Annotated in this window: 22 protein-coding genes and 1 riboswitch; of the genes, 10 read left to right on the top strand and 12 right to left on the bottom strand. The window is 74.6% G+C overall.

Annotation, left to right across the window (positions count from 1 at the left end; translation table 11 throughout):
• Positions 1 to 1,209, bottom strand: a complete 1,209-nt coding sequence (locus tag ABZY91_RS19795) for an aminotransferase class I/II-fold pyridoxal phosphate-dependent enzyme (RefSeq protein WP_355403950.1) — start codon at positions 1,207 to 1,209, stop codon at positions 1 to 3.
• Positions 1,210 to 1,402: 193 nt separating this feature from the next.
• Positions 1,403 to 1,816 (bottom strand): hypothetical protein, encoded by a 414-nt coding sequence (locus ABZY91_RS19790; protein ID WP_355403948.1) that lies wholly within the window; start codon positions 1,814 to 1,816, stop codon positions 1,403 to 1,405.
• A 327-nt stretch (positions 1,817 to 2,143) separates the two neighbouring features.
• Here ABZY91_RS19790 and ABZY91_RS19785 point away from each other — a divergent pair, with 327 nt between their 5' ends.
• Positions 2,144 to 3,457, top strand: coding sequence for a histidine kinase (locus tag ABZY91_RS19785; protein ID WP_355403946.1), 1,314 nt, complete (start codon positions 2,144 to 2,146; stop codon positions 3,455 to 3,457).
• Positions 3,454 to 4,254 (top strand): response regulator transcription factor, encoded by an 801-nt coding sequence (locus ABZY91_RS19780; protein WP_355403944.1) that lies wholly within the window; start codon positions 3,454 to 3,456, stop codon positions 4,252 to 4,254. The genes ABZY91_RS19785 and ABZY91_RS19780 overlap by 4 nt, the downstream gene beginning before the upstream one ends.
• A 104-nt stretch (positions 4,255 to 4,358) precedes the next feature.
• Here the strand turns inward: ABZY91_RS19780 and ABZY91_RS19775 are convergent, their stop codons facing one another.
• The gene (locus ABZY91_RS19775) at positions 4,359 to 4,943 is read right to left on the bottom strand and encodes an NADPH-dependent FMN reductase (RefSeq protein ID WP_329881097.1); all 585 of its coding nucleotides are present in this window, start codon (positions 4,941 to 4,943) and stop codon (positions 4,359 to 4,361) included.
• A gap of 345 nt (positions 4,944 to 5,288) precedes the next feature.
• Between ABZY91_RS19775 and ABZY91_RS19770 the strand changes: the two genes are divergently transcribed.
• A complete protein-coding gene (locus ABZY91_RS19770) occupies positions 5,289 to 5,966 on the top strand; it encodes a TetR/AcrR family transcriptional regulator (protein WP_355403942.1) in 678 nt (225 codons plus the stop codon).
• Positions 5,967 to 6,003: 37 nt separating this feature from the next.
• Here ABZY91_RS19770 and lepB read toward each other — a convergent pair whose 3' ends face one another.
• Together lepB and ABZY91_RS19760 are read right to left on the bottom strand one after the other, a co-directional pair.
• Positions 6,004 to 6,993, bottom strand: a complete 990-nt coding sequence (gene lepB, locus ABZY91_RS19765; RefSeq protein ID WP_355403940.1) for a signal peptidase I — start codon at positions 6,991 to 6,993, stop codon at positions 6,004 to 6,006.
• A 138-nt stretch (positions 6,994 to 7,131) separates the two neighbouring features.
• Positions 7,132 to 8,229 carry a helix-turn-helix transcriptional regulator gene (locus tag ABZY91_RS19760; RefSeq protein WP_355403938.1) on the bottom strand — a complete coding sequence of 366 codons (1,098 nt, stop codon included), beginning with the start codon at positions 8,227 to 8,229 and terminating at the stop codon, positions 7,132 to 7,134.
• Positions 8,230 to 8,333: 104 nt separating this feature from the next.
• On the opposite strand from ABZY91_RS19760, the gene ABZY91_RS19755 reads away from it, so the two are divergent.
• Positions 8,334 to 8,705, top strand: a complete 372-nt coding sequence (locus ABZY91_RS19755) for a hypothetical protein (RefSeq protein ID WP_355403986.1) — start codon at positions 8,334 to 8,336, stop codon at positions 8,703 to 8,705.
• A 7-nt stretch (positions 8,706 to 8,712) separates the two neighbouring features.
• On the opposite strand, the gene ABZY91_RS19750 is transcribed toward ABZY91_RS19755, so the two are convergent.
• Positions 8,713 to 8,883, bottom strand: coding sequence for a hypothetical protein (locus ABZY91_RS19750; RefSeq protein WP_329952788.1), 171 nt, complete (start codon positions 8,881 to 8,883; stop codon positions 8,713 to 8,715).
• 325 nt (positions 8,884 to 9,208) lie between these two features.
• Here ABZY91_RS19750 and ABZY91_RS19745 point away from each other — a divergent pair, with 325 nt between their 5' ends.
• Positions 9,209 to 10,597 (top strand): MFS transporter, encoded by a 1,389-nt coding sequence (locus tag ABZY91_RS19745; RefSeq protein ID WP_355403936.1) that lies wholly within the window; start codon positions 9,209 to 9,211, stop codon positions 10,595 to 10,597.
• Here ABZY91_RS19745 and ABZY91_RS19740 read toward each other — a convergent pair.
• Positions 10,564 to 11,733, bottom strand: coding sequence for a magnesium and cobalt transport protein CorA (locus ABZY91_RS19740; protein WP_329881105.1), 1,170 nt, complete (start codon positions 11,731 to 11,733; stop codon positions 10,564 to 10,566). The genes ABZY91_RS19745 and ABZY91_RS19740 overlap by 34 nt on opposite strands.
• A gap of 360 nt (positions 11,734 to 12,093) precedes the next feature.
• Positions 12,094 to 12,267, bottom strand: a riboswitch (M-box (ykoK) riboswitch).
• Positions 12,268 to 12,671: 404 nt separating this feature from the next.
• Positions 12,672 to 13,604: an alpha-L-glutamate ligase gene (locus tag ABZY91_RS19735; RefSeq protein ID WP_355403934.1), complete on the bottom strand. Its 933-nt coding sequence runs from the start codon at positions 13,602 to 13,604 to the stop codon at positions 12,672 to 12,674.
• Positions 13,605 to 13,812: 208 nt separating this feature from the next.
• Between ABZY91_RS19735 and ABZY91_RS19730 the strand changes: the two genes are divergently transcribed.
• Complete coding sequence (locus ABZY91_RS19730) at positions 13,813 to 15,474, top strand: ABC-F family ATP-binding cassette domain-containing protein (protein WP_355403932.1); 1,662 nt, start codon at positions 13,813 to 13,815, stop codon at positions 15,472 to 15,474.
• Here the strand turns inward: ABZY91_RS19730 and ABZY91_RS19725 are convergent.
• Entirely contained in the window at positions 15,461 to 16,276 is an 816-nt protein-coding gene (locus tag ABZY91_RS19725) for a class I SAM-dependent methyltransferase (protein WP_355403930.1), read from the bottom strand. The two genes, ABZY91_RS19730 and ABZY91_RS19725, sit on opposite strands and share 14 nt — an antisense overlap.
• A gap of 728 nt (positions 16,277 to 17,004) precedes the next feature.
• Entirely contained in the window at positions 17,005 to 17,652 is a 648-nt protein-coding gene (locus tag ABZY91_RS19720; RefSeq protein ID WP_355403928.1) for a lysophospholipid acyltransferase family protein, read from the bottom strand.
• A gap of 248 nt (positions 17,653 to 17,900) precedes the next feature.
• Here ABZY91_RS19720 and ABZY91_RS19715 point away from each other — a divergent pair, with 248 nt between their 5' ends.
• Complete coding sequence (locus tag ABZY91_RS19715) at positions 17,901 to 19,394, top strand: phosphatase PAP2 family protein (RefSeq protein WP_329952795.1); 1,494 nt, start codon at positions 17,901 to 17,903, stop codon at positions 19,392 to 19,394.
• A 230-nt stretch (positions 19,395 to 19,624) separates the two neighbouring features.
• Positions 19,625 to 19,834 (top strand): hypothetical protein, encoded by a 210-nt coding sequence (locus tag ABZY91_RS19710; protein ID WP_355403926.1) that lies wholly within the window; start codon positions 19,625 to 19,627, stop codon positions 19,832 to 19,834.
• Between the two features lie 165 nt (positions 19,835 to 19,999).
• Here ABZY91_RS19710 and ABZY91_RS19705 read toward each other — a convergent pair whose 3' ends face one another.
• Both ABZY91_RS19705 and ABZY91_RS19700 read right to left on the bottom strand, forming a co-directional pair.
• Complete coding sequence (locus ABZY91_RS19705) at positions 20,000 to 21,187, bottom strand: DUF6745 domain-containing protein (protein WP_355403924.1); 1,188 nt, start codon at positions 21,185 to 21,187, stop codon at positions 20,000 to 20,002.
• Between the two features lie 158 nt (positions 21,188 to 21,345).
• The gene (locus ABZY91_RS19700; RefSeq protein WP_329881116.1) at positions 21,346 to 21,672 is read right to left on the bottom strand and encodes a hypothetical protein; all 327 of its coding nucleotides are present in this window, start codon (positions 21,670 to 21,672) and stop codon (positions 21,346 to 21,348) included.
• Between the two features lie 214 nt (positions 21,673 to 21,886).
• Between ABZY91_RS19700 and ABZY91_RS19695 the strand changes: the two genes are divergently transcribed.
• Together ABZY91_RS19695 and ABZY91_RS19690 are read left to right on the top strand one after the other, a co-directional pair.
• Positions 21,887 to 22,840 (top strand): STM4015 family protein, encoded by a 954-nt coding sequence (locus tag ABZY91_RS19695; protein ID WP_355403922.1) that lies wholly within the window; start codon positions 21,887 to 21,889, stop codon positions 22,838 to 22,840.
• A 60-nt stretch (positions 22,841 to 22,900) separates the two neighbouring features.
• Entirely contained in the window at positions 22,901 to 23,830 is a 930-nt protein-coding gene (locus ABZY91_RS19690; RefSeq protein WP_355403920.1) for an STM4015 family protein, read from the top strand.
• Positions 23,831 to 23,838: the final 8 nt, after the last annotated feature.

The raw sequence follows: 23,838 nt of genomic DNA, 5'->3' as shown, positions 1-23,838 counted from the left end.
TCAGAGCTCGGCCAGCGCCTGCTCCAGGTCGGCCCAGAGGTCCTCGGGGTGCTCGATGCCGACGGCCACCCGGACGGTGCCCGGGCTGATCCCCGCGGCGGCCAGCTCGGCGTCGTCGAGCTGGCGGTGCGAGGTGCTCGCCGGGTGCATGACCAGCGTGTGCACCCCGCCGAGCGACGGCGCGAGCGCCGCCAGCCGGACCGACTCGGTGAAGGTGCGGGCGGCGTCCCGTCCACCGGCCAGGTCGAAGGCCAGCACCCCGCCGCCGAGCACGCCGCCCTGTCCGTCGGGCAGCAGCCGGCGGGCGACCTCGTGGTCGGGGTGGGCGGGCAGGCCCGGGTAGTGGACGGTGGTGACGGCCGGGTGCGCGGCGAGCCGGCCGGCCAGGTCGGACGCCGTCTCGCAGTGCCGGCGCACCCGCAGACCGAGGGTCTGCATCCCGCGCAGCGTCAGCCAGGCGGCGAACGGGTCGAGGGAGGAGCCCAGTTCGATCGCGTGCTGCCAGACCCGCCGGTGAAGCTCGGCGTCGGCGAAGACGGCGACACCGGCCAGTACGTCGGAGTGACCGCCCAGGTACTTGGTGGCCGAGTGCACCACGATGTCGGCGCCGTGCTCGATCGGCCGGCAGATCAGCGGGGTCGCGAAGGTGTTGTCCACCACGCTCAGCACGCCCGCCTCCCGGGCGACGCCGATCAGCGCGGGAAGGTCGGTGACCCGCGTGGTCGGGTTGGAGACGGTCTCCAGGTGCAGCAGCCGGGTGGTGGGCCGCAGGGCGGCTCGCACCTCCTCCGGGTCGTCGCCCCCGACGTGGGTGACCTCCACACCCCAGCGCTCCGCCAGGTCGGCGAGCGTGGCGAACGTGCCGCCGTACAGGCTCCGCTGGGCGATCACGTGGTCGCCGGAGCGGAGCAGCGCAAGCAGCACGGTGTTGATCACGCCCATCCCGGAGGCGGTGGCCAGCGCGCCGGCACCGCCTTCCAGGTCGGCCACCGCGTTCTCCAGCGAGCGGACCGTCGGGTTGCCGTAGCGGTTGTAGAGGAAGGCCTGGCCGGGGCCGGTGAACGCGTGCGCCAGCGCGTCGCTGTCGGGGAAGGCGAAGACGTGGCCCTGGTGCAGCGGCACCCCCAGCGGCCGGCTGCCGGTCACCTCCTCGACGGGCGGGTGGACGATCCGGCTCTCGGGGTGCAGCGCGTGGTGGAAGTCGCTCATGCCACCCATCCTCACCGGGCGGGCACGGGCCCGGCCAGGGCCAATTCGACCCCGGTGGCCCGAAACGGCGGCGGCGCGAAACGGTGGGGGCCGAAACGGCCGCGGTCCGAAACGGTCGCGGGCCGGCCGGTCGCGGGCCGGCCGGGGTCGTCCCCGGCCGGACCGCCGCCGGTGGCGCGGGCGCTACGGCCCGTCAGCGGCGGCGACCGAAGATGCGCTTGGCGGCGTAGACGATCGCGACGACGAGCAGGACGAAGAAGAGGATCACCAGGATGACCACGACCAGCAGGAACTTGCCCAGCTTGGCGAAGAAACCTTTCTTCTTCTCCTTCTCGGCCGCCACCGGGCCCGCCTGCGACACCCCGGCCGCGCGAACCGTCCGATCCCCCTGGTCCGCCCGATCCGTCCGCGCCGCCCGATCCGTCAGGGTCACGTGCGTCGACTGCGGCAGCCGGTCCGATCCGGCAGCCGGGTCCGTCACCGCCGCCACCGGCGCGGAGCTCCGGGGCGCGGCCTCCGCCGTGCCGGCGGCCAGGGCGGTCGGTCCGGCGGCGGCGACGAGCGCCACCAGGAATCCGGCGGTCCAACGGGCGATCCGGTGCGTCATCGTGCTCCTCGATCCAGGCGCGGGAGCGTCACGTCGTCGACCCACGGGCCGCCCCCTCGACAAACTTCTACAGGCGTGTAGAAATATAATCGACGCGGTTCGGACGGCCACCCCCGCCCCCGTCCCCTCCGACCCCGACCCCGACGCACGTGGCGGGCCGGCGATCCGGCGGTCGGTCAGGACACGATCCCGATCCCCGAGGTCGCGGTCGCGGTCGCACACCGCCGGACGGCGGGAGGTCGGGACGACAGGCCCCGGGAGGGTGGGAGAGAGCGCTCCCCCGATCGGGGGAGGTCCCCTGTGAGCTGCGCGGCCATACTGACGACCATGATCAAAGGACTCCGGCCGCTCCTGCGCGGCTCCACGTACTCGGGTGTGCTGTTCGCCTACTGCGGCGCGCTGGCGAGCCTCCCCCTGCTGCCCTTCGCGATCCTGCCGGCGCTGGCCTGGCCGTCCGCGCCCTTCGGCGTGCAGGCCGCTCTCTGCCTGCTGGTCTGGGCGGTCCTGGTCGGTGCCGTCGGGCTGCTCCGCACCACGCGGCGGGCGCTGATCGCGGGTGCCCGCCGGCTCCTGAAGGTGTCGTTGCCCGATCCCGTGGCCGCCCCCCGGCCCGCGAGCCCGGCCGGCGCCGCGCCGACGTCCGCCGCACAGCCCTCTCCCGCACCGGCCCCCGCCGCACCGTCGCGGGCCGACCGCTGGCGGACTCCGGCCTGGCTGCTGCTGCACGTCACGCTGGGGTGGACGGGCGGTTTGGCGAGCACCGTGCTGGTCGCCGCCGCCGTGGCCATGCCGGAGAACTGGACCGGCACCGACGCGAAGCTGACGCTGCTCGACCGGTCGATACGCGTGACGGGTGTCTGGAGCTGGGTGCTGGCGGCCGTCTGCCTGCTCCTGGCGGCGGTCGTGTGCGGGGCCGTGACGAGCGCTCTGCGGTGGTCGGCGCCGAGGCTGCTCGGCCCGTCGTCGGCCGAGCGACTCGCCCTGGCGGCCGAGCGCGAACTTCGACTCGCCGAACGCAACCGACTGGCCCACGAGTTGCACGACTCGATCGGGCACACCCTGACGGCCGCCACCGTCCAGGCGGCGGTGGCGGGCGAGGTACTGGCCGCGGACCCGGTGGCGGCGCGGGCCGCCATGCGCAGCATCGAGGAGTCGACCCGGGCCGCCCTGGAGGACCTGGACTACGTGCTGGGCGTGCTGCGCGAGGAGAAGGCGGGCACCGCGCCGACCCGGACCCTGGCCGACCTGCCCGAGCTCCTGGACCGGATCCGGCACGCCGGCGCCCTGGTGGAGCCGGAGCTGTCCGGCGAGCTGACGCAGGTGCAGGGGACGCTCTCCCGGGCGGCGTACCGGATCCTCCAGGAGGGTCTGACGAACGCGTTGCGGCACGGGACCGGCGGTCCGATCGAGGTCCGGGTGGCGGCCGCTCCGGACGGCCTGGAGCTCAGCGTCGTCAACCGGACCGCCGTGGGGACCGGGGCCGGCAGCGGCCGGAGCCCGGGATCCTTCCCCACCTCCGGGCACGGCCTGCCGGGACTGGCCGAGCGCGTTCGGCTGCTGCACGGTGAGATCGAGGCCGGCCCGGACGGTCCGCAGCACTGGCGGCTGGCGGTCCGGCTGCCGGTACGGTTGTCCGCATGATCGGCTCCGACGCGAGCGCGGCCGGCCCGACCGACCCCGCCCCACACCCGGCCGGGGCGGCCGACGCGGGACACGGCACCGCCTCCCTCTCCTCCACTACCGGAGCCACCGGAACCACCGGCCCGACCGACCCCGCCGTCACCGCCGTCACGCTCCTGATCGCGGACGACGACGAGGTGACCCGCAGCGGACTGCGCACGCTGCTGTCGGTACAACCGGGGATCTCGGTGATCGGGGAGGCAGCCGACGGCGTCGAGGCGGTCGAGCTGGCACAGCGGCTGCGGCCGGACGTCGTCCTGATGGACGTGCGGATGCCCCGCCGCAACGGGATCGACGCCACCCGGCAGCTGCTCGCCGAGTCGGCCGAACCCCCGAAGGTCGTGGTGATCACCACCTTCGAGAACGACGACTACGTCACCGCCGCGCTGAGTGCGGGCGCCAGCGGCTTCGTGCTCAAGCGGCTCCCGGTGCGGCAGATCGCCGAAGCGGTGCGGGTCGTGGCGGCGGGCGAGGCGATCCTCTTCCCGGCGGCGCTGCGCCGGATGGTCGCCGCCCGCCCGCTGGACTCCTCCGAGGCGTTGCCCAGGGCGGCGCTGACCGGCCGGGAGGAGGAGGTGCTGCGGTCGATGGCCACGGGCCTGTCCAACCCGGAGATCGCCGACTCGCTCACGGTGAGCCTGGAGACGGTCAAGACCCACGTCGGGAACGTGCTGAGCAAGCTCGGCGCCCAGAACCGCACCCACGCGGTGGTGATCGCGTACGAGTCCGGCCTGGTCGTCCCGCGCTTCGCCGGCTGAGACGTCCGGCCGCGGACCGCAGACCGACGACCGGCCGCCGTCACCGACACGGGACCGTCGGCGGGTGTCGGCGCCGGTCCCGTTGCCGTCGTCGGCGCCGGTGGTCAGCTCGCCGGGCGGGCGGCGCGGGCGTCGATCTTCTCCTGGAGCGCGGCGAGCAGGCCCTGGAGCAGTCCGACGGTGGTCTCGTCGGTCAGGTTGCCGTCCCCGTCGAAGCGCTCGTGCGCCCGGAAGACGATGACCTCGGGCTTCACGACGACGTCGGTCTCGGTCCAGACGAACACCTGACGGAGGGCCAGCTGGGCGCGGACGGTGCCGAAGTTGGTCGGGGCGGCCCCGAGGATGGCGGTCGGCTTGCGGTGCAGGGGCAGGCCCTCGGTGCGGGTCCAGTCGGTGCTCAGCCAGTCGATGGCGTTCTTGAGCACACCGGGGATGGAGTAGTTGAACTCCGGGGTGGCGATCAGCAGGCCGTCGGCCTCCTGGACCCGGCGGCGCAGGTCCTGGACGACGGCGGGCCGCAGCTCGGGGGTGTCGAGGTCCAGGTCGTACGGAGGGATGTCGCGCAGGCCCTCGTAGATCTCGATCTCCTGGCCGCCCGGGTTGAACTTCTGTGCGGCGCGCAGCAGTCGGGTGTTGTGCGAGTCGGCACGCAGCGAGCCGGAGATGGCGAAGATCCTGGAGGCGGTCATGGCGGGCTCCTTCGGTGGAGGTGGTCGTTTCGTGCTCGTCGTTGCCGACACCGAGAAAACTAAACCGATCAGTTCAGAGTGTCAACTGAACAGTTCAGTATTGACAGTGCACCGGGCGGTGTAGTTCATTCGGGGCGTGACGGCACACGGCCCTCCCGGCCCGCGTCGCCACCGGTACGACCGGCGCCCTCCTTTGCCGACCGAACGGTTCAGTTCATATACTGGGCGCCCGTTCCCGGTGCCCGGTTCCTCCTGATTCCGGCCTCGGTGCCCGGTACCGGACGCCACCGGTGGTCCGACGCCGCCACCCCGCCCCGCACCCCCACCACCGCGCGAAGGACAGCCATGGGAGCCGACCCCCAGGACGCGACCGACCAGTACGGCATCCCGATCATCCCGGACCCCTCCGACGCCGCCTCCCGCAAGCGTCGGGCGATCATCGACGCCGCGCTCGCCGAGTTCCTCGCCGAGGGCTACTCGGCGGCCTCGATGGACACCATCACCGGCCGGTCCGGCGTCTCGAAAGCCACCATCTACAAGCACTTCGGCAGCAAGGAACGCCTGTTCCTGGCCGTCGTCGGCGGCGTCCTGCCCAGGACGTACGCCGATCTGACGCCGGCCGGCCGCGCCGTCACCGACTCCCCGGACCTGCGCGGCGCGCTGGTCCGGCACGCCACCGAGCTGGCCCGGATCCTGCTGCGCCCCGAGATCATGTCGCTGCGCCGCCTGGTGATCGGCGAGATCGACCGGTTCCCGCAGCTCGGCCGGCTCTGGTACCAGGTCACCTACGACATGAACAACGGCCCCCTGGTCGAGGCGCTCACCGAGCTGACCGCCAGGGGCGAGCTGGACGTACCCGATCCCGGACTCGCCGTCCAGCAACTGGTGGCGACCACCGTCGGCATCCCGCAGCTGACGCACACCTTCGCCCCCGAGACCCCGGTCGACGACGCGGAGCTCGCCGTGGTGATCGAGGCGGGGATCGACCTCTTCCTCGCCCGCTACGGCGCCCGCCGCGCCTGACCGGGGCGAGCCGGACGGGCCGGCGGTGCGATGGGGGTCAGCGCCCCCTGCGGGCGGTGCGCCGGCGCGCCCACAGGGCGAGGGGAACGGCGACGGCCGTCACGGCGGCCTCCGGCGCCGGAGGCCCGCCGAGCGGGTCACCCGCCGACCCGCCGAACGTGCTGCCGGCGGCGAGGCCCTGCTGGTCGAAGGTGTCCGGCACGGGCAGGGTGTCCCAGCGCGTCAGGGGCCAGGCGATCACGAACGCCCGGCCGATCACGTTCTTCACCGGGACGAAGCCGCCGCTCGGCTCGTTGACGTGGAAACGCGAGTCGCGCGAGTCGTTCCGGTGGTCCCCCATCACCCACAGGTGGTCCTTGGGGACGGTGACGGTGCCGACGGGCGCGTCCCCGCAGGGTGTCGCCCCGGGAAAGAGGTAGGGCTCGTCCAGCGCCACGTCGTTGACCCTGACCGGACTGCCCTCCTTGCACTCGACGGTGTCGCCGCCGACCGCGATGACGCGCTTGATCAGGTCCTGCTCGTCGTCCGACGGCAGCAGGCCGACGGTGCTGAGCGCCGTACGGATGCCCTCGACGAAGCCGTTGCCCTCGGACCTGGGCGCCGGGCCCAGCCAGCCGCCCGGGTCCCTGAAGACCACCACCTCGCCGCGTTCCGGCTCGGCGCCGAACCACGGGGTGAGCTTGTCGACCAGGACGCGGTCACCCTTCTCCAGGGTGTGCTGCATCGAGCCCGAGGGGATGGAGAAGGCCTGGACGAAGAAGGTCTTGATGCCCAGGGAGAGCAGGATCGCGATGCCGATCAGGAGCGGCAGTTCCTGCCAGAGCGGACGTTTCCGCCGTTCCTTCCCCGCCCGGCGGCCGGCCCCGCCGGGGCCGCCGTCACCGCCCGGTTGCTCCGGCGTGCCCGGGCCGCCCGGGCCGTCGACGGCGGTCGCCGTTCCGGGCGTGGTGGAGGTGCCGTCTCCCCCGACGCCTCCGGCGCTTCCGCCGCCACCACCGGTTCCCGCCGGACCTGCGGTCTCGTCCATGCTCATTCCTGGCCCCCTCCGGACGGCCCGGCGGGCCCGGTGCGGAACCCCCCATGGTCAGCTAACGAACGGTGGTTCCCGTGACGGTCACCGGTCCGGCGCCTGCCGACCCGTCAGAACGTACACCCGCGCACGCCCCTACGGGGCCCCGCCTCCGAGCATGATCCGGGCGACGAGTTCGCGGCGGCTGGCCACGCCCGCCTTCGCGAACACCGACTTGAGATGGTCCTGCACCGTGTACGGCGTCATCGCGAGCAGCCGCGAGACGTCCCGGGTGTCGCACCCGCGCACCAGCAGCAGCGCGACCTCCTGCTCCCGCACCGTCAGCCCGTAGGCGGAGAGGTAGAGCGGCATGGCGTCGGCGGGTGTCGCCGGGGCCGCCACCACCGTCACCTCGCCGGCCGCGCCGCCCTTCAGCGCCGAACCGTGCAGCACGTACCACTGACCGTCCCGGTCCTGCACCCGTATCTTCGTCTGCGGCACCGGCAGCCCGCAGGCGGTCCGACGCGCCTGCTCGGCCGCGATCGCGAAGGCGGTCGGGACGCCGAGCGACGTCCGGCTCGGGTCCGCGAGCCGGAGCAGCAGGTCCTCGGCCGGTCCCGCCATCGCGAGGAGCCGGTTGGACGGGCCGAGCACGACCACGGCCGGACCGGGCTCCCCCTCTCCCGGGCCGGCGCCCGGACCGGCCTCGCCGACGGCCGGGAGATGACACGCGCGCAGCGCGTTGCCCAGGTGCCGCGCCGCGAGGTCGGCCAACTCCCTTTGCTGGCCGAGGTACGGCCCCCGGTCGGCGCCCCGCATGAACGCCGCGCAGCCCCACATCCCGCCGTGCGCGTCGAACACCGCGCGCAGCTCGTCGCCGAACCCGGCGGGGCTGATCAGCTCGCGGAACCGGATGCTCTCGCTCAGCTCCCCCCGCGTGGCCCGGCTGAGCGTCTCCGCCCGGACACCGCTGAGACGGATCTTGGGGAAGGTCGCGTAGTCGTCCTCCCACACCTCCAGCCGGACGGCGTCCTCGAAGGTCGCCAGGCTGAGGTCGTCGCTGAGCACGGACGTCACCAGGCCCGTCGCCGGGTCCGCCGAGTGCCAGCAGACGGCGTCGTACTCCAGGACGCCGCGCAGGAGTTCGTCCGCCCTGCGGAACAGCTCCTCGACCGCCAGACCCTCCCCGACCAGCTCCTTCAGCCCCTCGATCGCCTGCTGTGCCGCTGCTCCACGTGCCCCACGTGATCCCATGCGCCGGAAGCTAGCACGCATACCCACCACCCTCCCATGCGCCTGACGGAGGGTTCGGCATCCGCCTCTGGGAGGGGTCGGAGCAGCGTATTCTCATCCTCGTGATGGTCCGACTCACCCGGGACAGCGTCGCGATGGGCGACGACACCGATGCCCCGCACGCCGCCGAACTCGCCCTCCGGGAGGGCGCGACGGTGCACGAGGCCGGCGTCGCGCTGCTCGCGGCCCGCTACCCCGCGTCCGTCTCCGGCGGCCGTGCCACCTGGGTGCTGACCGTGGACGGAGGCGCGCCCCTGGCCGTTCTCGCCCAGCAGTGGGCCGAGCCGCGCGCGCTGCCCGGCGCCGACGGGCCGCTCGCACGCTTCGCCTCCGCCGACGGCGCGGTGCGGTTGCACCTCGTCTACCGCACCCAGCGCGATCCGGACGCCGAATGGTCCCGTCTGGCCGGCGGTGCCCCGCTGTTCGAACGCCCCTGAGGGATCGTCAGCAGTTCCGCCCCCAGATCACGACGCAGTGCTCTCTCGTGTATTCCCGGATCCCGTCGACCGGCCCCGTCAGCGCCAGCACCACCAGCGATGCGGCGAGTCCCGCCAGGACTCCGAACAGCACCGCCGCCCCGACCAGCCGCCACAGCAGCCGCCCCCGCCCGCCCACGGCCCGCCCCCTCGTTCCGAAAAGTCCCTCGCACCCATTCCCTTCGGACCGTCAGATCACTTGTGGTGCGACCGAGTTGTGACCCTGACGGGAGGGAACCGGCGCTGCGGAACTCCTTCTGCAGAGTGCCCGGAGCGGTCTACCCTCCTCCCATGGTCGCGTCGATCACCGCTGCCGGGCCGCTCGCCCCGGCCCCGGCACCCGCCCCGGCACCCACCGGCGGGGGCGTCCCCACGGCCGCCCGCGCATCCGCGCCCGTGTCCGTGGCCGCGCCCACGGCCGCACCCGTACCCGTGCCCGCATCCACCGGCCAGGACGATCCCGCATGACCGTTCCGCTGGACGAACACGCGGCCCGCCGGCGGTACCTGACGACCTGCCTGCTCTACTGGCTACCGCTCGGCCTGGCCACCGCCCCCCTGGTGCTGCTGCTCACCGCACGCGGCCTCCCGCTCGGCACCGTCGCAGGGCTGTTCGCCGCCCACTCGCTCACCACCGCCGCCCTGGAGCTGCCCACCGGCGGGCTCTCCGACGTCCTCGGCCGCCGACCCGTCCTGGCCGCCGCCGGTCTGGTCGGCGTCGCCGCCTTCACCCTGCTCGCCCTGGGCGACTCCCCCGCGCTGCTGTTCCCCGGCATGGTGCTGCTCGGTGCCTCGCGCGCGCTGGCGAGCGGCCCGGCCGAAGCCTGGTACGTCGACGCCGTGCACGCCCGGACCGGCGCCGACGGCGACCTCCGACCCGGGCTGGCCCGGGGCAGCGCCACCGGTTCCGTCGCCCTGGCCGTCGGCACCCTGGTCGGCGGGGCCGTGCCGTGGCTGCTCTCCGGCGACCTCGGCGACCGCCTCACCCTGGCGACCGGCGGCCTGGTCCTGCCGCTCGCGGTACCGGTCCTCCTGGGCGCCGTCGTCGCGGCCGTCTTCGCCGGCTACGTCCTGGCCGCCCTCGCCGAACCCCCACGGCCGCCGGCGACGCTGCGCACGGTGGTCGCCGACGTCCCCACCACCATCGCCACCGGCCTGCGGCTGGGCAGGCGGAACGCCGTGGTCCGGCGCGTGGTGCTCACCGCCGCCGCCACCGGGGCCGGCCTGGCGGTGGCCGAACTGCTCACCCCCGGGCGGGCCGCCGACCTCACCGGGACCGTGGAGTCCGGCGCGGTCCTGGTCGGCGGGCTGGCCTGCGCCGGCTTCCTCTGCTCCGCGCTCGGCGCCAGGATCGCCCCGGGCGCCGCCGAACGGTTCGGCGACGCCCGCGCCGTTCCGGTCGGCCTCGTGCTCTGCGCCACCGGCCTCCTGCTGCTCGCCGTCACCGCGAACACCGCGGGCCCGGCCGCCGCCGCGTCCGCCGCGATCGGGTACGGCCTGGCCTACCTGGGGCTGGGCACGGCCGGACCGAGCCAGGGCGCCCTGCTCCACCGGGCCGTCACGGCGGACGCCCGGGCCACCGCGCTCTCCGTCCAGTCGCTCGCCCTGCAACTGGTCGGCGCCCTGGCCGGCCTCGCCCTCGGGGTGCTCCCGGCCGGACCGCCCCGCTGGCTCCTCGGCGTCGCCGCCCTGACCCTGGCCGTCCTCCTCTGGGCCCGCCCACCGGCCGACGGCCGGACGAGCAGCGACGCGGCGGACAGCGGCACGGTGGACGGCACAGGGGCGGACGCGCGCGGGACGAAGAGCCTGCGCCGCGGCCGTCAGAGCCAGTTGCGGCGCTTGAAGACCAGGTAGAGGCTCGTGCAGACCAACGCCATCAGGGCGATCGCGAACGGATAGCCGAAGGCCCACTTGAGTTCGGGCATCGAGTCGAAGTTCATGCCGTAGACGGTGCCGATCAGCGTCGGGGCGAAGAGGATGGCCGCCCAGGAGGAGATCTTCTTGATCTCGTCGTTCTGCGCGTGCCCGGCCTCCGCGAGCTGCTTCATCTCCTCGTTCTGCCGCTGCGACACCAGGGTCGCGTTGACGGTGAGGATGTTCTGCAGCATCTGCCGGAAGCCGTCGACCCGCTCGGCGGCGTAGGTCGCGTGGTCGGCGACGTCCCGCAGGTAGCGCTGGAGCTCGTCGTCGGTGCCGTACTTGCCGAAGCCGGCCTCCAGGCTCTTCATGATCTCCAGCAGCGGTCGGGTGGCACGCTGGAACTCGATGACCTCGCGCGAGAGTTCGTAGATGCGCCGGGACACCTGCGGGTCCCCGCCGAACACCTCGGTCTCGATCTCGTCGATGTCGTGCTGGAGGCCCGCGATGACCGGCGCGTAGCCGTCGACGACCGCGTCCAGTACCGCGTACAGGACGGCCTCCGGGCCCAGCGCGAGCAGCTCCGGGTCGGCCTCCAGGCGCCGCCGCACCGCTGAGAGGTCGGGGGCCTGCGAGTGGCGGACGGTGAACACGAAGTCGGGGCCGACGAAGAGGTGGATCTCGCCGAAGTCCACCTCCTCCACGTCGTCGAGGTACCGGGCGGCCCTCAGCACGACGAACAGCGTGTCGCCGTAGCGCTCCAGCTTCGGCCGCTGGTGGGCGACGATGGCGTCCTCGACCGCCAGCTCGTGCAGGTTGAACCGCTCCGCGACCTCCAGCAGCTGCGCCTCGGCCGGGCGGTAGAGCCCGATCCAGGCCATCGTGCCGGGCTTGCCGGGCAGTTCGCGGTAGACGTCCGCCAGGTTGGCCGGCGTCGGCATCCGGCGGCCCTCGCGGTAGACGGCGGCGTCGACGACCGAACGCTCCAGGCTGACGTCCTCGGCCGGCTGGTCCGGGCGCGGGTCCATCGAGTGCTCGGGGGCGGGCTGGGTGTCGGTGGAGCGGGTCGGGACGACGGAACGGGAGAACGGACGCTTGCTTGCGCGCACGGCGCGCACACGCCAGTCGGACATGGCGGGGTACCTCCGCTGTTCGGGGGCCACCGCACCCGGCCGGGAGGCTCGGGGCGGGGCAGGCGGGAGACGCCCGGTTGCCCTCCACCACGCACGGCGCCCGGCCGCGCGGTGCCGCCTGCCGGGATCAGCGACGGGCGGTGCGACGACGGGAGCCGGAAGCGGTGCGGGAGGAGAAGTGCCGGGGGCCAGGAGATGGGGGGGACGTCCTGGGGCAGGGCCGACTTCGACCCGGGCTACTGCTCTCCACCGATCTCACCTCCTCGCCGTCGGGGCGCCCACGCAGGGTCACCGTGACCGGGCCACCAGGAGGATCCACACCGTCCGGCCGCACGCACACGTGCCCGCGACAGAAACGGGTGGGCACCCCTGATCTCGTCAGAGCTTTGGCACGCCACGGCGTAGCACCCGGGGGTGCAGCCACTTGGGGTCACCCCTTAGGCCGGGGAGACCTGTCCTGACCCTGGGCGTCTCTCGACGTCGTGGGGTCAGTGGCCTGTGTCCGTGGCGACGCCTCACCGAACGAGGTGCCTTCACAACTTCAATGAGTCTAGTACCCACCGGGGACTCCCTTCGACCAGGGGGCCCGCGCCCGATCCGGCGGAACACGCCCGAAGGGGCGCGCGACGGCGGCGAAAGCCCTTCCGCGCGACCCTCCGTTCATACCTTTCGAACCGTCAGCATCCTTGTTTTGCAGGAGTGTTGAGACGATCGGCGAACCTCGTGACGCCGAAGTCGATCCACGCTCGGTCGACTACGCTCGGTAGTGCGGCTCCCTTCGGCACGACCCCGGACGACCCCCGGACGACCGCCGAACGGGGCACGGCGGCGGTGATCGGCGACGGGCCGGCGGGGACGCCGACCGGACGGCAGCCGTGCGCGGCTGCTCGGTACGGCGGCTCGGTGGGACCGTTCGGCCGGGACTCAGCTGCGACCGTTCAGTGGGACGGTTCGAGGTGGGCGGCGACGTACGGGACCGCGACCGCCTCCAGCGCGCCCGGCGAACCGAACGCCGGGTGGACGTTGACCTCGAAGACCACACCGCCGCTCTGGGCCGCCAGGTCCACGGCGGCGAACGGCAGCCCCACCGCTCCGGTCGCCTCGACCGCCAGCTCCGCCAGTCCGGCGGGCAGGTCGTCGACCGGAAGCGGGGTGGAGACGGCACCCCGGGCGAGGTTGCACGGTGCGTCCGGGTCTGCCTGCACGTGCTCGACCGCGCGGATCGCCCGCCCGTTCAGCACCGTCACCCGGAACTGGTGACGCCGACCGTCGGCGGTGAAGTTGCCGGCGTCACTCGCGAGCAGCCAGTCGGTGCCGGCCTCGGCGTAGCACCGGGCGGCGTCGGCGAGCTGGGCCCGGGTGGTGACGTGGAACACGTCCTGGCCGCTCATCCCGACGGCCGGCCGCGCCCAGACGTCGCCGCCGAGCCGGTCGAAGACCTCGGCCGCCTCCTCGGGCGTGGGCCGGGAGAGGGTGAGGGTGGCCATCTGGCGGACGCCGTCCCGGGCGAACCGCTCCACCGCGAGGCGCTTGTCGGTGGCCACCCGCCAGCCGTCCACGGCGGTGCCCAGCGAGCGCACACCGTGCTCGCGCAGCGCGCGCTGGCAGTCGGCGAGCTCCGTCCGCCGGTGCGGCGGTATCTCGTAGAGGAGCACCGCCGTGGCGGCCACGGCCAGGCCCTCGCCGGGCACCTCAAGGCTGACCCCGCCGTCGACGCCGCGCACCAGGCCGGGACCGCCGGCCATGAAGTGCCGTGCGTCGAGCAGCACGGGTGCCCGGCCGGTGAGCCTGTGCACGGCGGAGGCCAGCGCCTCCCGACTGCCCTCGGACGAACTGTGATCGGTCATCAGAACGAGCTCGCTGCGCCCCATGGAGCCATGGAACATGTCGCGGACATGGTCAGGCAAGACCGTGTCCCGCACGCACGCCCCCCTCCGCCCCGGCCGGACGGAAATCCGGATGCGAAGCACCGGCCCCCCGCGCTACCGTCGGCCCCATGTCGACGCCCCGCATCTCCTAGCTGACGGACCCGCCTCCACGCCACCCGTGTGTCCGTCCGCTGTTCCGGAGCGTCATCCCATGATCACCACCCGTGGTGTCGACGTGCGCGTCGCCGCCCGTCTGCTGCTGTCCGACGTCACCCTCCACATCGCGCCCGGCGACCGTATCGGCCTCGTCGGCCGCAACGGCGCCGGCAAGACCACCCTGCTCTCCACCCTGGCGGGCCGGATCCGGCCCGCCGCCGGGACCGTCACCCGCACCGGCCCGGTCGGCTACCTGGCGCAGGACTCCAGGGCCGCCGACCCGGCCGTCACCGTCACGGACCGGATCCTGTCCGCACGCGGTCTGGACTCCGCCGTCCGCGCCCTGCGCGCCGCCGAGACCGCGCTGGCCGAGGCCGCCACCGCCGTGGTCGCGGCGACGGGCCGTTCGGCGAGCAACCCCGCGACGGGGACCGCCGCTCCCGAACGGGCCCAACGCCGGGCCATGGCCGCCTACACCACGGCCGAGGCCGAGTTCCAGGCTCGCGGCGGCTACGCGGCGGAGGCCGAGGCCGCCCGGGTCGCGGCAGGCCTGGGCCTGCCCGGCCGAGTCCTCGACGGCCCGCTCGGCGCACTCTCCGGCGGTCAGCGCCGCCGGGTCGAACTGGCCAGGATCCTCTTCGCCGGCCACGACACCCTGCTCCTCGACGAGCCCACCAACCACCTGGACGCCGACGCCGTCGCCTGGCTCCGGGACTTCCTGGCCGGCTACCCGGGCGGCGTGGTGCTGATCAGCCACGACGTGCCGCTGATCGCCGCCACCGTCAACCGGGTCTTCCACCTCGACCCGCGGCGTGCCGCCGTGGACGTCCACAACACCGGGTGGGCCGCCTACCTCGTCCAACGCGACGCCGACGAACGCCGCCGCGTCCGCGAACGCGCCAACGCCGAGCGGAAGGCCACCGCGCTGCACGCCCAGGCCGACCGGATGCGGGCCAACGTCGCGACCGCCGTCAGCGCCCGTTCCATGGCCCGCCGGGCCGACCGGATGCTCGCCGCCCTCGAACCGGCCCGGCGGGCCGAGCGCACGGCCCGGATCCGGCTGCCCGACCCGGCGCCCTGTGGCCGGATGCCGCTCGGCGCCGTCAGCCTCGCCAAGTCCTACGACGGACGGCGCGTGCTCGCCGGCCTCGACCTCGCCGTCGACCGGGGCACCCGGCTGGTCGTGCTCGGCCACAACGGCGCCGGCAAGACCACCCTGTTGCGGATCCTCGCCGGCCACGAGCACCCCGACGGCGGCCGGATCGTCCCCGGCCCGGGGCTGAGACTCGGCTACTTCGCCCAGGAACACGACACCCTCGACCCGGCCCGCAGCGTCCTGGAGAACCTCTCCCGGGCCGCGCCCGACCTCACCGACGGCGAACTGCGGCACGTGCTCGGCGCGTTCCTCTTCCGCGGCGACGAGGCCGACAAGCCCGCCGGAGTCCTCTCCGGCGGCGAGAAGACCAGGCTCGCCCTGGCCGGACTGGTCCACTCCGGCGCCAACGTCCTGCTGCTGGACGAGCCCACCAACAACCTCGACCCCGCCTCCCGCGCCGAGGTCCTGGCCGCGGTCGGCACGTACCCCGGCGCGATCGTGCTGGTCACCCACGACCCCGGGGCCGTCGAGGCACTGCGCCCGGACCGGGTCCTGCTGCTGCCGGACGGCGACGAGGACCTGTGGAACGACGGCTACCTCGACCTGGTCACGGCAGGCTGACCGGCCCGCCCCGGTCGTCCGGGGCACTCGGCCGGCCGGGGTCCCGGGGCTTCCGGGCCTCGATCAGGAACCGGGCGGAGTGGGCGACGAACGGCCCCTCCGCCCGGATCCGGGCGTCCAGCTCACGAAGCCGATCCCGGTACGCGCCGACCGTGAAGCCCGGAACCATCCAGACCACCTTGCGCAGGAAGTAGACCACCGCACCGATGTCGCGGAACTCCGTCCGCAGCCGCTCCGAGCGCAGGTCGACGACCTCCAGTCCGGCGGCCCGGGCGGCCCCGGCCTCGTCCTCCGGTCGCCGGGCCCGGCGTGCCTCGGGCTGCGGCCCGAGGAAGTACTCGACCAGTTCGAACACCGAGGCCGGCCCGACGTGCTGGGCCAGGTAGCTGCCGCCCGGACGCAGGACCCGGGCGATCTCCTCCCACCAGACCGTCACCGGGTGCCGGCAGGTCACCAGGTCGAAGGCGCCGTCGGCGAACGGCAGCGGCGGCTCGTCCGGATCGGCGACCAGGACGGCGCCCAGCGGGTGCAGCAGCCCGGTCGCGCGGGCCACGTTCGGCGGCCAGGACTCGGTGGCCACCATCGTGGCCGGGAAGCTCCCGGCCACTCCCGCCAGCACCTCACCGCCGCCGGTCTGCACGTCCAGGGCCGCCGACACCCGGGCCAGCCGTTCCCCCAGCAGCCGCTGGTACCCCCACGACGGGCGGTCCTCGGTCGCGCGGCCGTCCAGCCAGGAGAAGTCCCACCCGTCGACCGACACCGCCTCGGCCTCGGCCACCAGTTCCTCGAACGTCCGCTCCATGGGCCCATCCTGCCCCGCTCCGGTCCGCCCTGCTTCCCCCGGCCGCGTCCGACCCCGCCCCGGCCTCGGATCGTCGCCACCGGATCGTCGCCACCGGATCGTCACCGCCCGCGCGGCTCCCGACGGCGGAGTTCCGGACCACAGGGTTCCCGACCGGCCGCCTCCGGCTCAGGCGAGCTGGGCGGCGACCCGCTCGTTGCCGTAGAGGCCCGGAAGTGCAGTGAACGGTCCGGGCCACCGCCCGGTACCCCGGGTGTGGTGGACACCCCGAGCTCGGCGAGCCGGGCCTCCACGCGGTCGAGGTCCGCGGTGTGGAGGCCGGCAACGGCAGCCCGCCGGTCTGCCGCCCCGCCACCGCCCGCGCCTCGGGCGACTCCGCCGGCATCAGCCGGAGCCCCGCCCCGTCCGACAGCCCCGCGTGCGGCAGACGGTGGCCGTCGGCCTCGCCGTCGAAGAGCACCGTGAGGCCCAGCCCGTCGCGGTAGGTCGCGGTAGAAGGTCGGCGCCGCCTCCGTGTCGTCGACCACCACCGCCGTGCGGGCGATCGCCGAGAACAGTCCGTTCGTCTCCTTGCGCCCCCCGGCCGTGCCGTGACCGTAGGGCACCGGCACCGGCACTGACACTGACACTGACACTGACACTGCCGCTCCCGCGCCGGTCCCCGGCCGTCGACGGCCCGTCACCCGCCCGACGGGAACTGCCCGGAACCGATCCCGGGCCCCGCCGGCTCAGGCGGCCTCGGCCCGGCGCGCGGCAACGGTCCAGGCCGCCGTGACGGCACGGTGGGCCGCGGCCGTCGCCTCGACGGCGTCGCCGGCCAGCCGGACCGGCGCACCGAGGTGGACGTGGAGGGTCGGACGGCGGACCGGTGCGGTGGCCAGGCCCGCCAGTTGCTTGAACGAGCCGCCCGACGTGAGCCGCCGGGAGCCCGCCTGGCCGAGCGGGACCACCGGAGCGTCGGCGGCGCGGGCGAGCCGCGCCAGGCCGCTGCGGAAGGGCCCCGGCGGCTGCTCACCGGAGTCCCGGCGGCGGGGCAGCCCGCCCTCTCCGTAGATCAGGACGACCCGCCCGGCGGCGAGTGCCTCCGCGGCTGCGTCGAGGGCCTCGGAGGCCCGCGCGGTACCCCGGTGGACGGCGATGTGCCCCTCGCGGCGCAGCAGCTGCCCGAGCGCCGGGATCCGCCAGAGCCCGGCCGTCGCCAGCACGACCGGCCGGATGCCGAGACGGTGCAGGGCGGCGAACACGACGACCGGGTCGGCGAGCGAGGTGTGGTTGGCCGCGACGATGCTGCCGGGGGCGGGGAGTTCGGCGCCTTCGGCGGTGACGTGGAGACGGCCGAGGGCGGGGACGAGGAACGCTGCGGTGCGACTGATCATGGCGGTGGCGTGGTCCTTGTGACGGTTTCGCAGTGTTGTCGGCCAGTCTGCGGGACCCCGCTGCGGTGCGCCTGAGTACCCGTACTCAGCTTCGACCGGGACGGGTCCGACCGGCCGTCGCCGGTGGGGTGCCCGGCCGTCCGGGCGCGTTCCCCGAACGACTCCCCCCGGTCCGCCTCCGGTTGCGAGACGCTCCGGAGCAGGTCCCGACCTCGCATTCCGGGCCGACCCTGTCTAGGCTCACGTGGATGAGGCGACTGGACGTACTCGACCAAGCCCTGTTCACGCGGATCGCCACGGCCCGCTCGCGCGGCACCGGGCGGCGGACCGCGCCGTGGATGCGCGGACTGAGCCGGGCCGCCAACCACGGCGTGCTCTGGTTCGGCACCGCCGCGGTGCTGGGGGCCGTCGGCGGACGGGCCGGCCGGCGGGCGGCCCTGCGCGGGGTGGGCTCGCTGGCGCTCGCCTCCACGGTGGCCAACATCGCCGCCAAACAGCTGACCCGGCGTCCGCGCCCGCAGCTGGACCCGGTGCCGGCCGCCCGCCGCCTGCTGCGCCAGCCGATCACCACCTCGTTCCCCTCGGGCCACTCGGCCTCCGCCGCCGCCTTCGCCACCGCGGTCGCGATCGAGTCCCCGGCGGCCGCGGCCGTGGTGGTGCCGGTGGCGCTGGCCGTCGGGGCGTCCCGGGTCTACACCGGTGCGCACTACCCGGGCGACGTGCTGGCCGGGTTCGCGCTCGGCTCCGCGCTCGCCGCGCTCACCCTGCGATGGTGGCCCAGGTCGTCCGACGTACCGCCGCCCGCGGGCCCGCCCCGCCGCGCGGCCCCGGCGCTGCCCGAGGGAGCCGGGCTGTCGGTCGTGGTCAACAGCGGCTCCGGCAGCGGCGCCCTGACGCCCGCCGGACCGGAGGAGACCGCGGAGCTGCTGCGCACGCTCCTGACGCGGGCCGACGTCCGGGTCTGCGGACCCGACGACGACCTTCCCACGCTGCTGACCGAGGCGGCCGACCGCGCCGCAGCGGCCGGCGGGGCGCTCGGGGTCTGCGGCGGCGACGGCAGCGTGAACCTGGCCGCCGGGCTCGCGGTCGAGCGGAACCTCCCGCTCGCGGTGTTCCCCGGTGGCACGCTCAACCACTTCGCCCTGGACCTCGGCATCGACGGGCCGGAGGCGACCGCGGCGGCCGTGGCCGCCGGGACCGCCTGCGGGGTGGACCTGGGTATCGCCGCCGACGACACCGAGCGGCGGCACTTCCTCAACACCTTCAGTCTGGGCGTCTACCCCGAGCTGGTCAGGGTGCGGGAGTCGTTGGAGGGGCGGCTGGGCAAGTGGCCGGCGCTCGCGGTGGCGGTGGTCCGGGTGCTGGCCGCCGCCGAACCGGTCACCGTCCGGGCGGGCGGCCGCGACCGGCGGCTCTGGCTGCTGTTCGCGGGCAACGGCGCGTACGACCCGCCGGGCTTCGCCCCGACCCACCGGACCGGTCTCGCCGACGGCCTGCTGGACATCCGGATCGTGGACGGCGGTAGCCCGTTCGGCCGGACCAGGCTCGCCGCCGCCTTCCTCTCCGGGACCCTCTCCCGCTCCCGGGTCTACCACTCCGCCCGTCTCGGCGCCCTCGACCTCGACGCGCTGGGGAGCGCCGACCGGATCGCGGTCGACGGCGAGTCCGTCCCCGCGGCCGGTGCGCTGCGGCTGGCCAAGGCCCGCCAGGCGCTCACCGTGTACCGGCCTGCCCTGGACTGAGTCGGGGACCGTCGCAGCGGCCCCGCGGGAGCGCTCGCCGACCGTGCGGACGGCGGGCGGCCCCGCGCCCGGCCCGCGCCCGGCCCGCGTGCGGCGGCGCTGCGACCGCCGACAACGCCGGAAGGGCCTGGACGACACGCAGCTCACCCCATTCGAGTGACATTCCCTCCGGTGGCCCGACCCGGGTCCCTAGTGTTCACCACACAGTTGGTCTACGAAGGGATACCACCATGTACCGCACCGTCCGCACCTTCGCCGTTCTCCTCGCCGCCGTCGGCGCCGTTGCCGTCCCGACCCAGGCCTTCGCCGACGGCGGCGACACCGTGACCGTCACCACCATCACCGTCATCGGCACCGGCAACCAGCTCGCCGGCGGCGACATCTACAACACCGGCGGCGACGCCATCATCGGCGCCTTCAACGGCAACAACGTTTCCTGACTCCCCCCACTCTGACCTACGACACCGCCCGCGCCCCCCTCCGGCGCGGGCGGTGTCGCGTGCGCCGGGACCTCACGCGGCCGGCACCGGCTTCCGGAGCCGGTGGAGCGTCCGCAGGGCCTCGCGCCGGTACTCGGCCGACCTGGAGTCCCTCCTCCAGCCCGATCAGGTCTCGCGCTGCGGGTGGTACTCCTCCTCGGGCACCCCGAAGGTCCACGCCACCCCGGCCCGGGCGGTGCGGGTGCCGGGCGGGACCCGCAGCCAGTACGTCCGGAAGGTGCCGTCGGGCTCGGCGGTCGAGTTGACCACCTCCACCATCACCACCGGCTCGTCGTCGGGCAGCTGGATCCGCCAGAGCACCCCGGTCCCGTCACGGTGCAGCGGCTCGGCACCGGAGTCCGCGAGGTACCGCTCGTAGCCGTAGTGCTCCAGCAGGACACGGCGCAGTTCGGCGTTCTCCTCGGTGCGGATCCGCTCGACGGTGACGGAGCCGAGACCCGCCAGGAACTCGGCCGGGACGGGCATGCCGCGCCACGCGTGCAGGGCGAAGCCGTCGGCGTACGCGACGGCGGGTCCGTCGGCCCGGTCCAGGCGGCCGGCCTCGTCACGGTGCAGTTCGACCGGCCGCTCGCTGATCAGCACCACGTCCTCGTAGGGCCACCACCAGCCGACACCGAGCGCCACCTCGACCAGCGCGGCGATCGCCCCACCGGCGCCGTCCCGGTCCGCCGCACCGCTCGGATCGCCAGGATCGCCCGGACCGGCCGGAGCCGGTCCCAGGACCCCGGCCGCTTCGAAGGCGGCGAACCACGGTGCGTCGTGCTGGCCGCGGACGGCCTCCAGCAGGGCGAGCCGGACGGCCGTGCGGCGCTGCAGGGCCGCATCGACCACCTCGTCCGGCTCCTCCTCCGTGTCGGGTTCGGGGGCGAGCCGGTCGAGCACGGCGTTGCGGATCCGGTCGGCCAGCGCGTTCGTCACCGGGCCGAGCTCACCGCCGGTCAGCGCCCAGAGCGGTGCCCAGCCGCCCGCGCCGACCCGCTCGACCGCGCGGCCCCGGACCGCGTCCCACGGCCTGGTCCGGACCGTCTCGCGCACGGTGACCGCGCCGGAGCCGTGCAGCTCCAGCGCCGTCGCCGCAGCCGCCAGCGGCGAGCCGAACCACCGGATGTCGGCCGGTTCCGCCAGCCCCACGGCCCGGTACGCGGCCCGCACGGCCCGCTCGACCCCGTCCCGGTCGGCCGGGCCGGTGGCCGCCGCTCCCGCCCGCCAACGGGCCGTCACCTCGGCCGGTCCGGCCACCCCGCGGTCCACTGCCGTCCGCACCGTCTCCACCGCTTCCGCCGCCGCCGTCATCACACACTCCGATCCCGGGCCGGGCACCCGACCCGGGCACCCCACGTCCGTTCCGTTCCGTCGTTCCGTTGCGTTCAGCGCCCTGTACCGCCGTGCACCCCGGGCCCCGCCGAGGTCGCGGGCACCGTGGACCCGGCGGCCCGGTCGCCCGACCGCCGTCAGTCCGCGACGACGCGGACCGATCCCGGCACGTACTCGCGCTGGCGGACCACCCGGTACCAGCCCTTGGGCAGCGGTATCGCCGCGTGCTCCTCGTGCACGACCCGGCCGCCCTCGACGAGGTGCAGCCATGCCGCGCCGAACGGCCCCGCCTCGCGACGCAGCTCCCCCGGGCCGACCACGGCGTGGGCATGGCCCGTCACCTCGCCCAGCGCGAGGACCAGCCTGCCCCGCGCGTCCCGGGGCTGCGGGGCCAGCGAGCCCACCCGTGTCGGCACCGCCGACTCCTCCACCGGCACGATCAGCACGTCACCCTGGCGGTACATCAGTCCTCCTCGACCGGTCCGACGGACCATCGGAATCCCACGCCCCGGACCTTAGGACAGGGGACTGACAACGGCCGGTCCGGGCCGGGCGCGGGGCCCGCCGGCGGCCGGCGCCGCCGCCGTGACGCGCCCGGTTTCCGCCCCGGCCACCGGATTGTCCGACCCGGCTGGTAGACACTTGTTCGGCCCGCACCGACACCTCCAGGAGCAGCGCATGACGGTCAACAAGCACATCGAGGAGTTCCACGGCCTGCCGGTCTTCGACTTCGTCGCGGCCGTCGACGAGGGCGGCGAGCTGCCGGAGCCCGGCGCGGTGGCCTGGAAGGTCGCCGTCGAGTTCGACGCCTCCACGGGCTGGGTCGAGCGCTGGCAGCAGTTCCTGGACGCCGTCGACACGGGCCGGGTCGGCGCGGTGGTGGTGGGCGAGTGGTCGAAGGACGGACCGGAGAGCTTCGCCGAGCCGCTGGCCGCGATCCTGGGCGCCGCCGACCGGCTGCCGGCGCTGCGCGGCCTGTTCGTCGGGGACATCACGTACGAGGAGAACGAGATCTCCTGGATCGACATGGTCGACGTCACGCCGCTGCTGACGACGTTCCCGCTGCTCACCGAGCTGGTGGTGCGCGGCGCCTCCGGGGAGAGCGTCGACGGGGACGGGGTGTCGCTGAAGCCGGTGCGCCACGAGCACCTGCGGGCGCTGCGCTTCGAGTCGGGCGGGCTCCCGGTCGGGGTGCCGCGGGCGGTGGCGGCGAGCGAGCTGCCCGCGCTGGAGCGGCTGGCGTTCTGGCTCGGCGTGCCGAACTACGGCGGCGACACCGCCCTCGACGACCTCGCGCCGTTCCTCGACGGCACCCGGTTCCCGGCGCTGCGCCACCTCGGCCTCCAGAACAGCGAGATCCAGGACGAGATCGCCGCCGCCGTGGCCCACGCCCCCGTGGTGGCCCGGCTGGAGTCGCTCGACCTCTCCATGGGGGTGCTCACCGACCAGGGCGCCACCGCGCTCCTGGACGGCCAGCCGCTCACCCACCTCAAGACGCTCGACCTGCACCACCACTACCTCACCGACGCGATGCAGCAGCGGCTGCGCGAGGCGCTGCACGGGGTGTCGGTCGACCTCTCCGGGGGCGGCAAGCCCGACGACCAGTGGCGTTACGTGGCGGTCTCCGAGTAGCCCGGCCGCGGAAGGACCACCTCCCCACCACCCGTCAGTCGTCCAGCCCAGGGGGGCACCATGATCACCTCTACCAACGAGCAGTTCCACGGTCTGCCGGTCGTCGGGTTCCCCACCGACCGGAGCGGCCCGGACACCCTCCCGGAGCCCGGCGCCGTCGCGTGGCGGCTGTCGGTGGGGTACGCCGCGGAGGGCGGGTTCGACGCGCTCTGGGCGGACTTCCTGGCCACCGTCGACCCGGCCTCCGTGCGCGCACTAGTCATCGGTACGTGGTGGCCGCACGACCACGAACCGGCTGAGCAGATGCTCGCCACCCTGGTCGGTGACGCCACGCGGCTCAGCGCGCTGGAGGCACTCTTCATCGCCGACGTGACGTACGAGGACTGCGAGATCTCCTGGTTGGAGATGTCGGACATCACTCCGGTGGTGACGGCGTTCCCGCAGCTGACCGAGCTGGTGGTGCGCGGCGGCAACGGGCTGCGGCTCAGCCCCGTCCGGCACGACCGCCTGGTGGACCTCCGCTTCGAGGCCGGCGGCCTGTCGGCCGAGCTGGTCCGGGGGGTCGCGGCGAGCGAGCTGCCGGCCCTGGAGGGGCTGGAGCTCTGGCTCGGTGTCGACGACCACGGCGGCAGCTCCGACGTCGACGACCTGACGCCGTTCCTCGACGGCACCCGGCTGCCGGCGCTGCGCCACCTCCGGCTGCAGAACAGCATGTTCCAGGACGAGATCGCCGCCGCCGTCGCCCACGCCCCCGTGGTGGCCCGGTTGAGGACGCTCGGCCTCTCGATGGGGACGCTGACCGACGAGGGCGCGGCCGCGCTCCTGGACGGCCAGCCGCTCACCCACCTCAGGACGCTCGACCTGCACCACCACTACCTCACCGACGCGATGCAGGAACGGATTCGCGCTTCCCTGCCCGGCGTGGCGATCGACCTCTCCGAGCCGGAGGATCCGGACAGCGAGTGGCGCTACGTCGCGGTGGCCGAGTAGGCGGGCGG

Source organism: Kitasatospora sp. NPDC002965, from assembly GCF_040611255.1.
Lineage (GTDB): Bacteria > Actinomycetota > Actinomycetes > Streptomycetales > Streptomycetaceae > Kitasatospora.
Note: the sequence above shows the minus strand (reverse complement) of the source record. Positions and strands in the feature narration are given on the sequence as shown.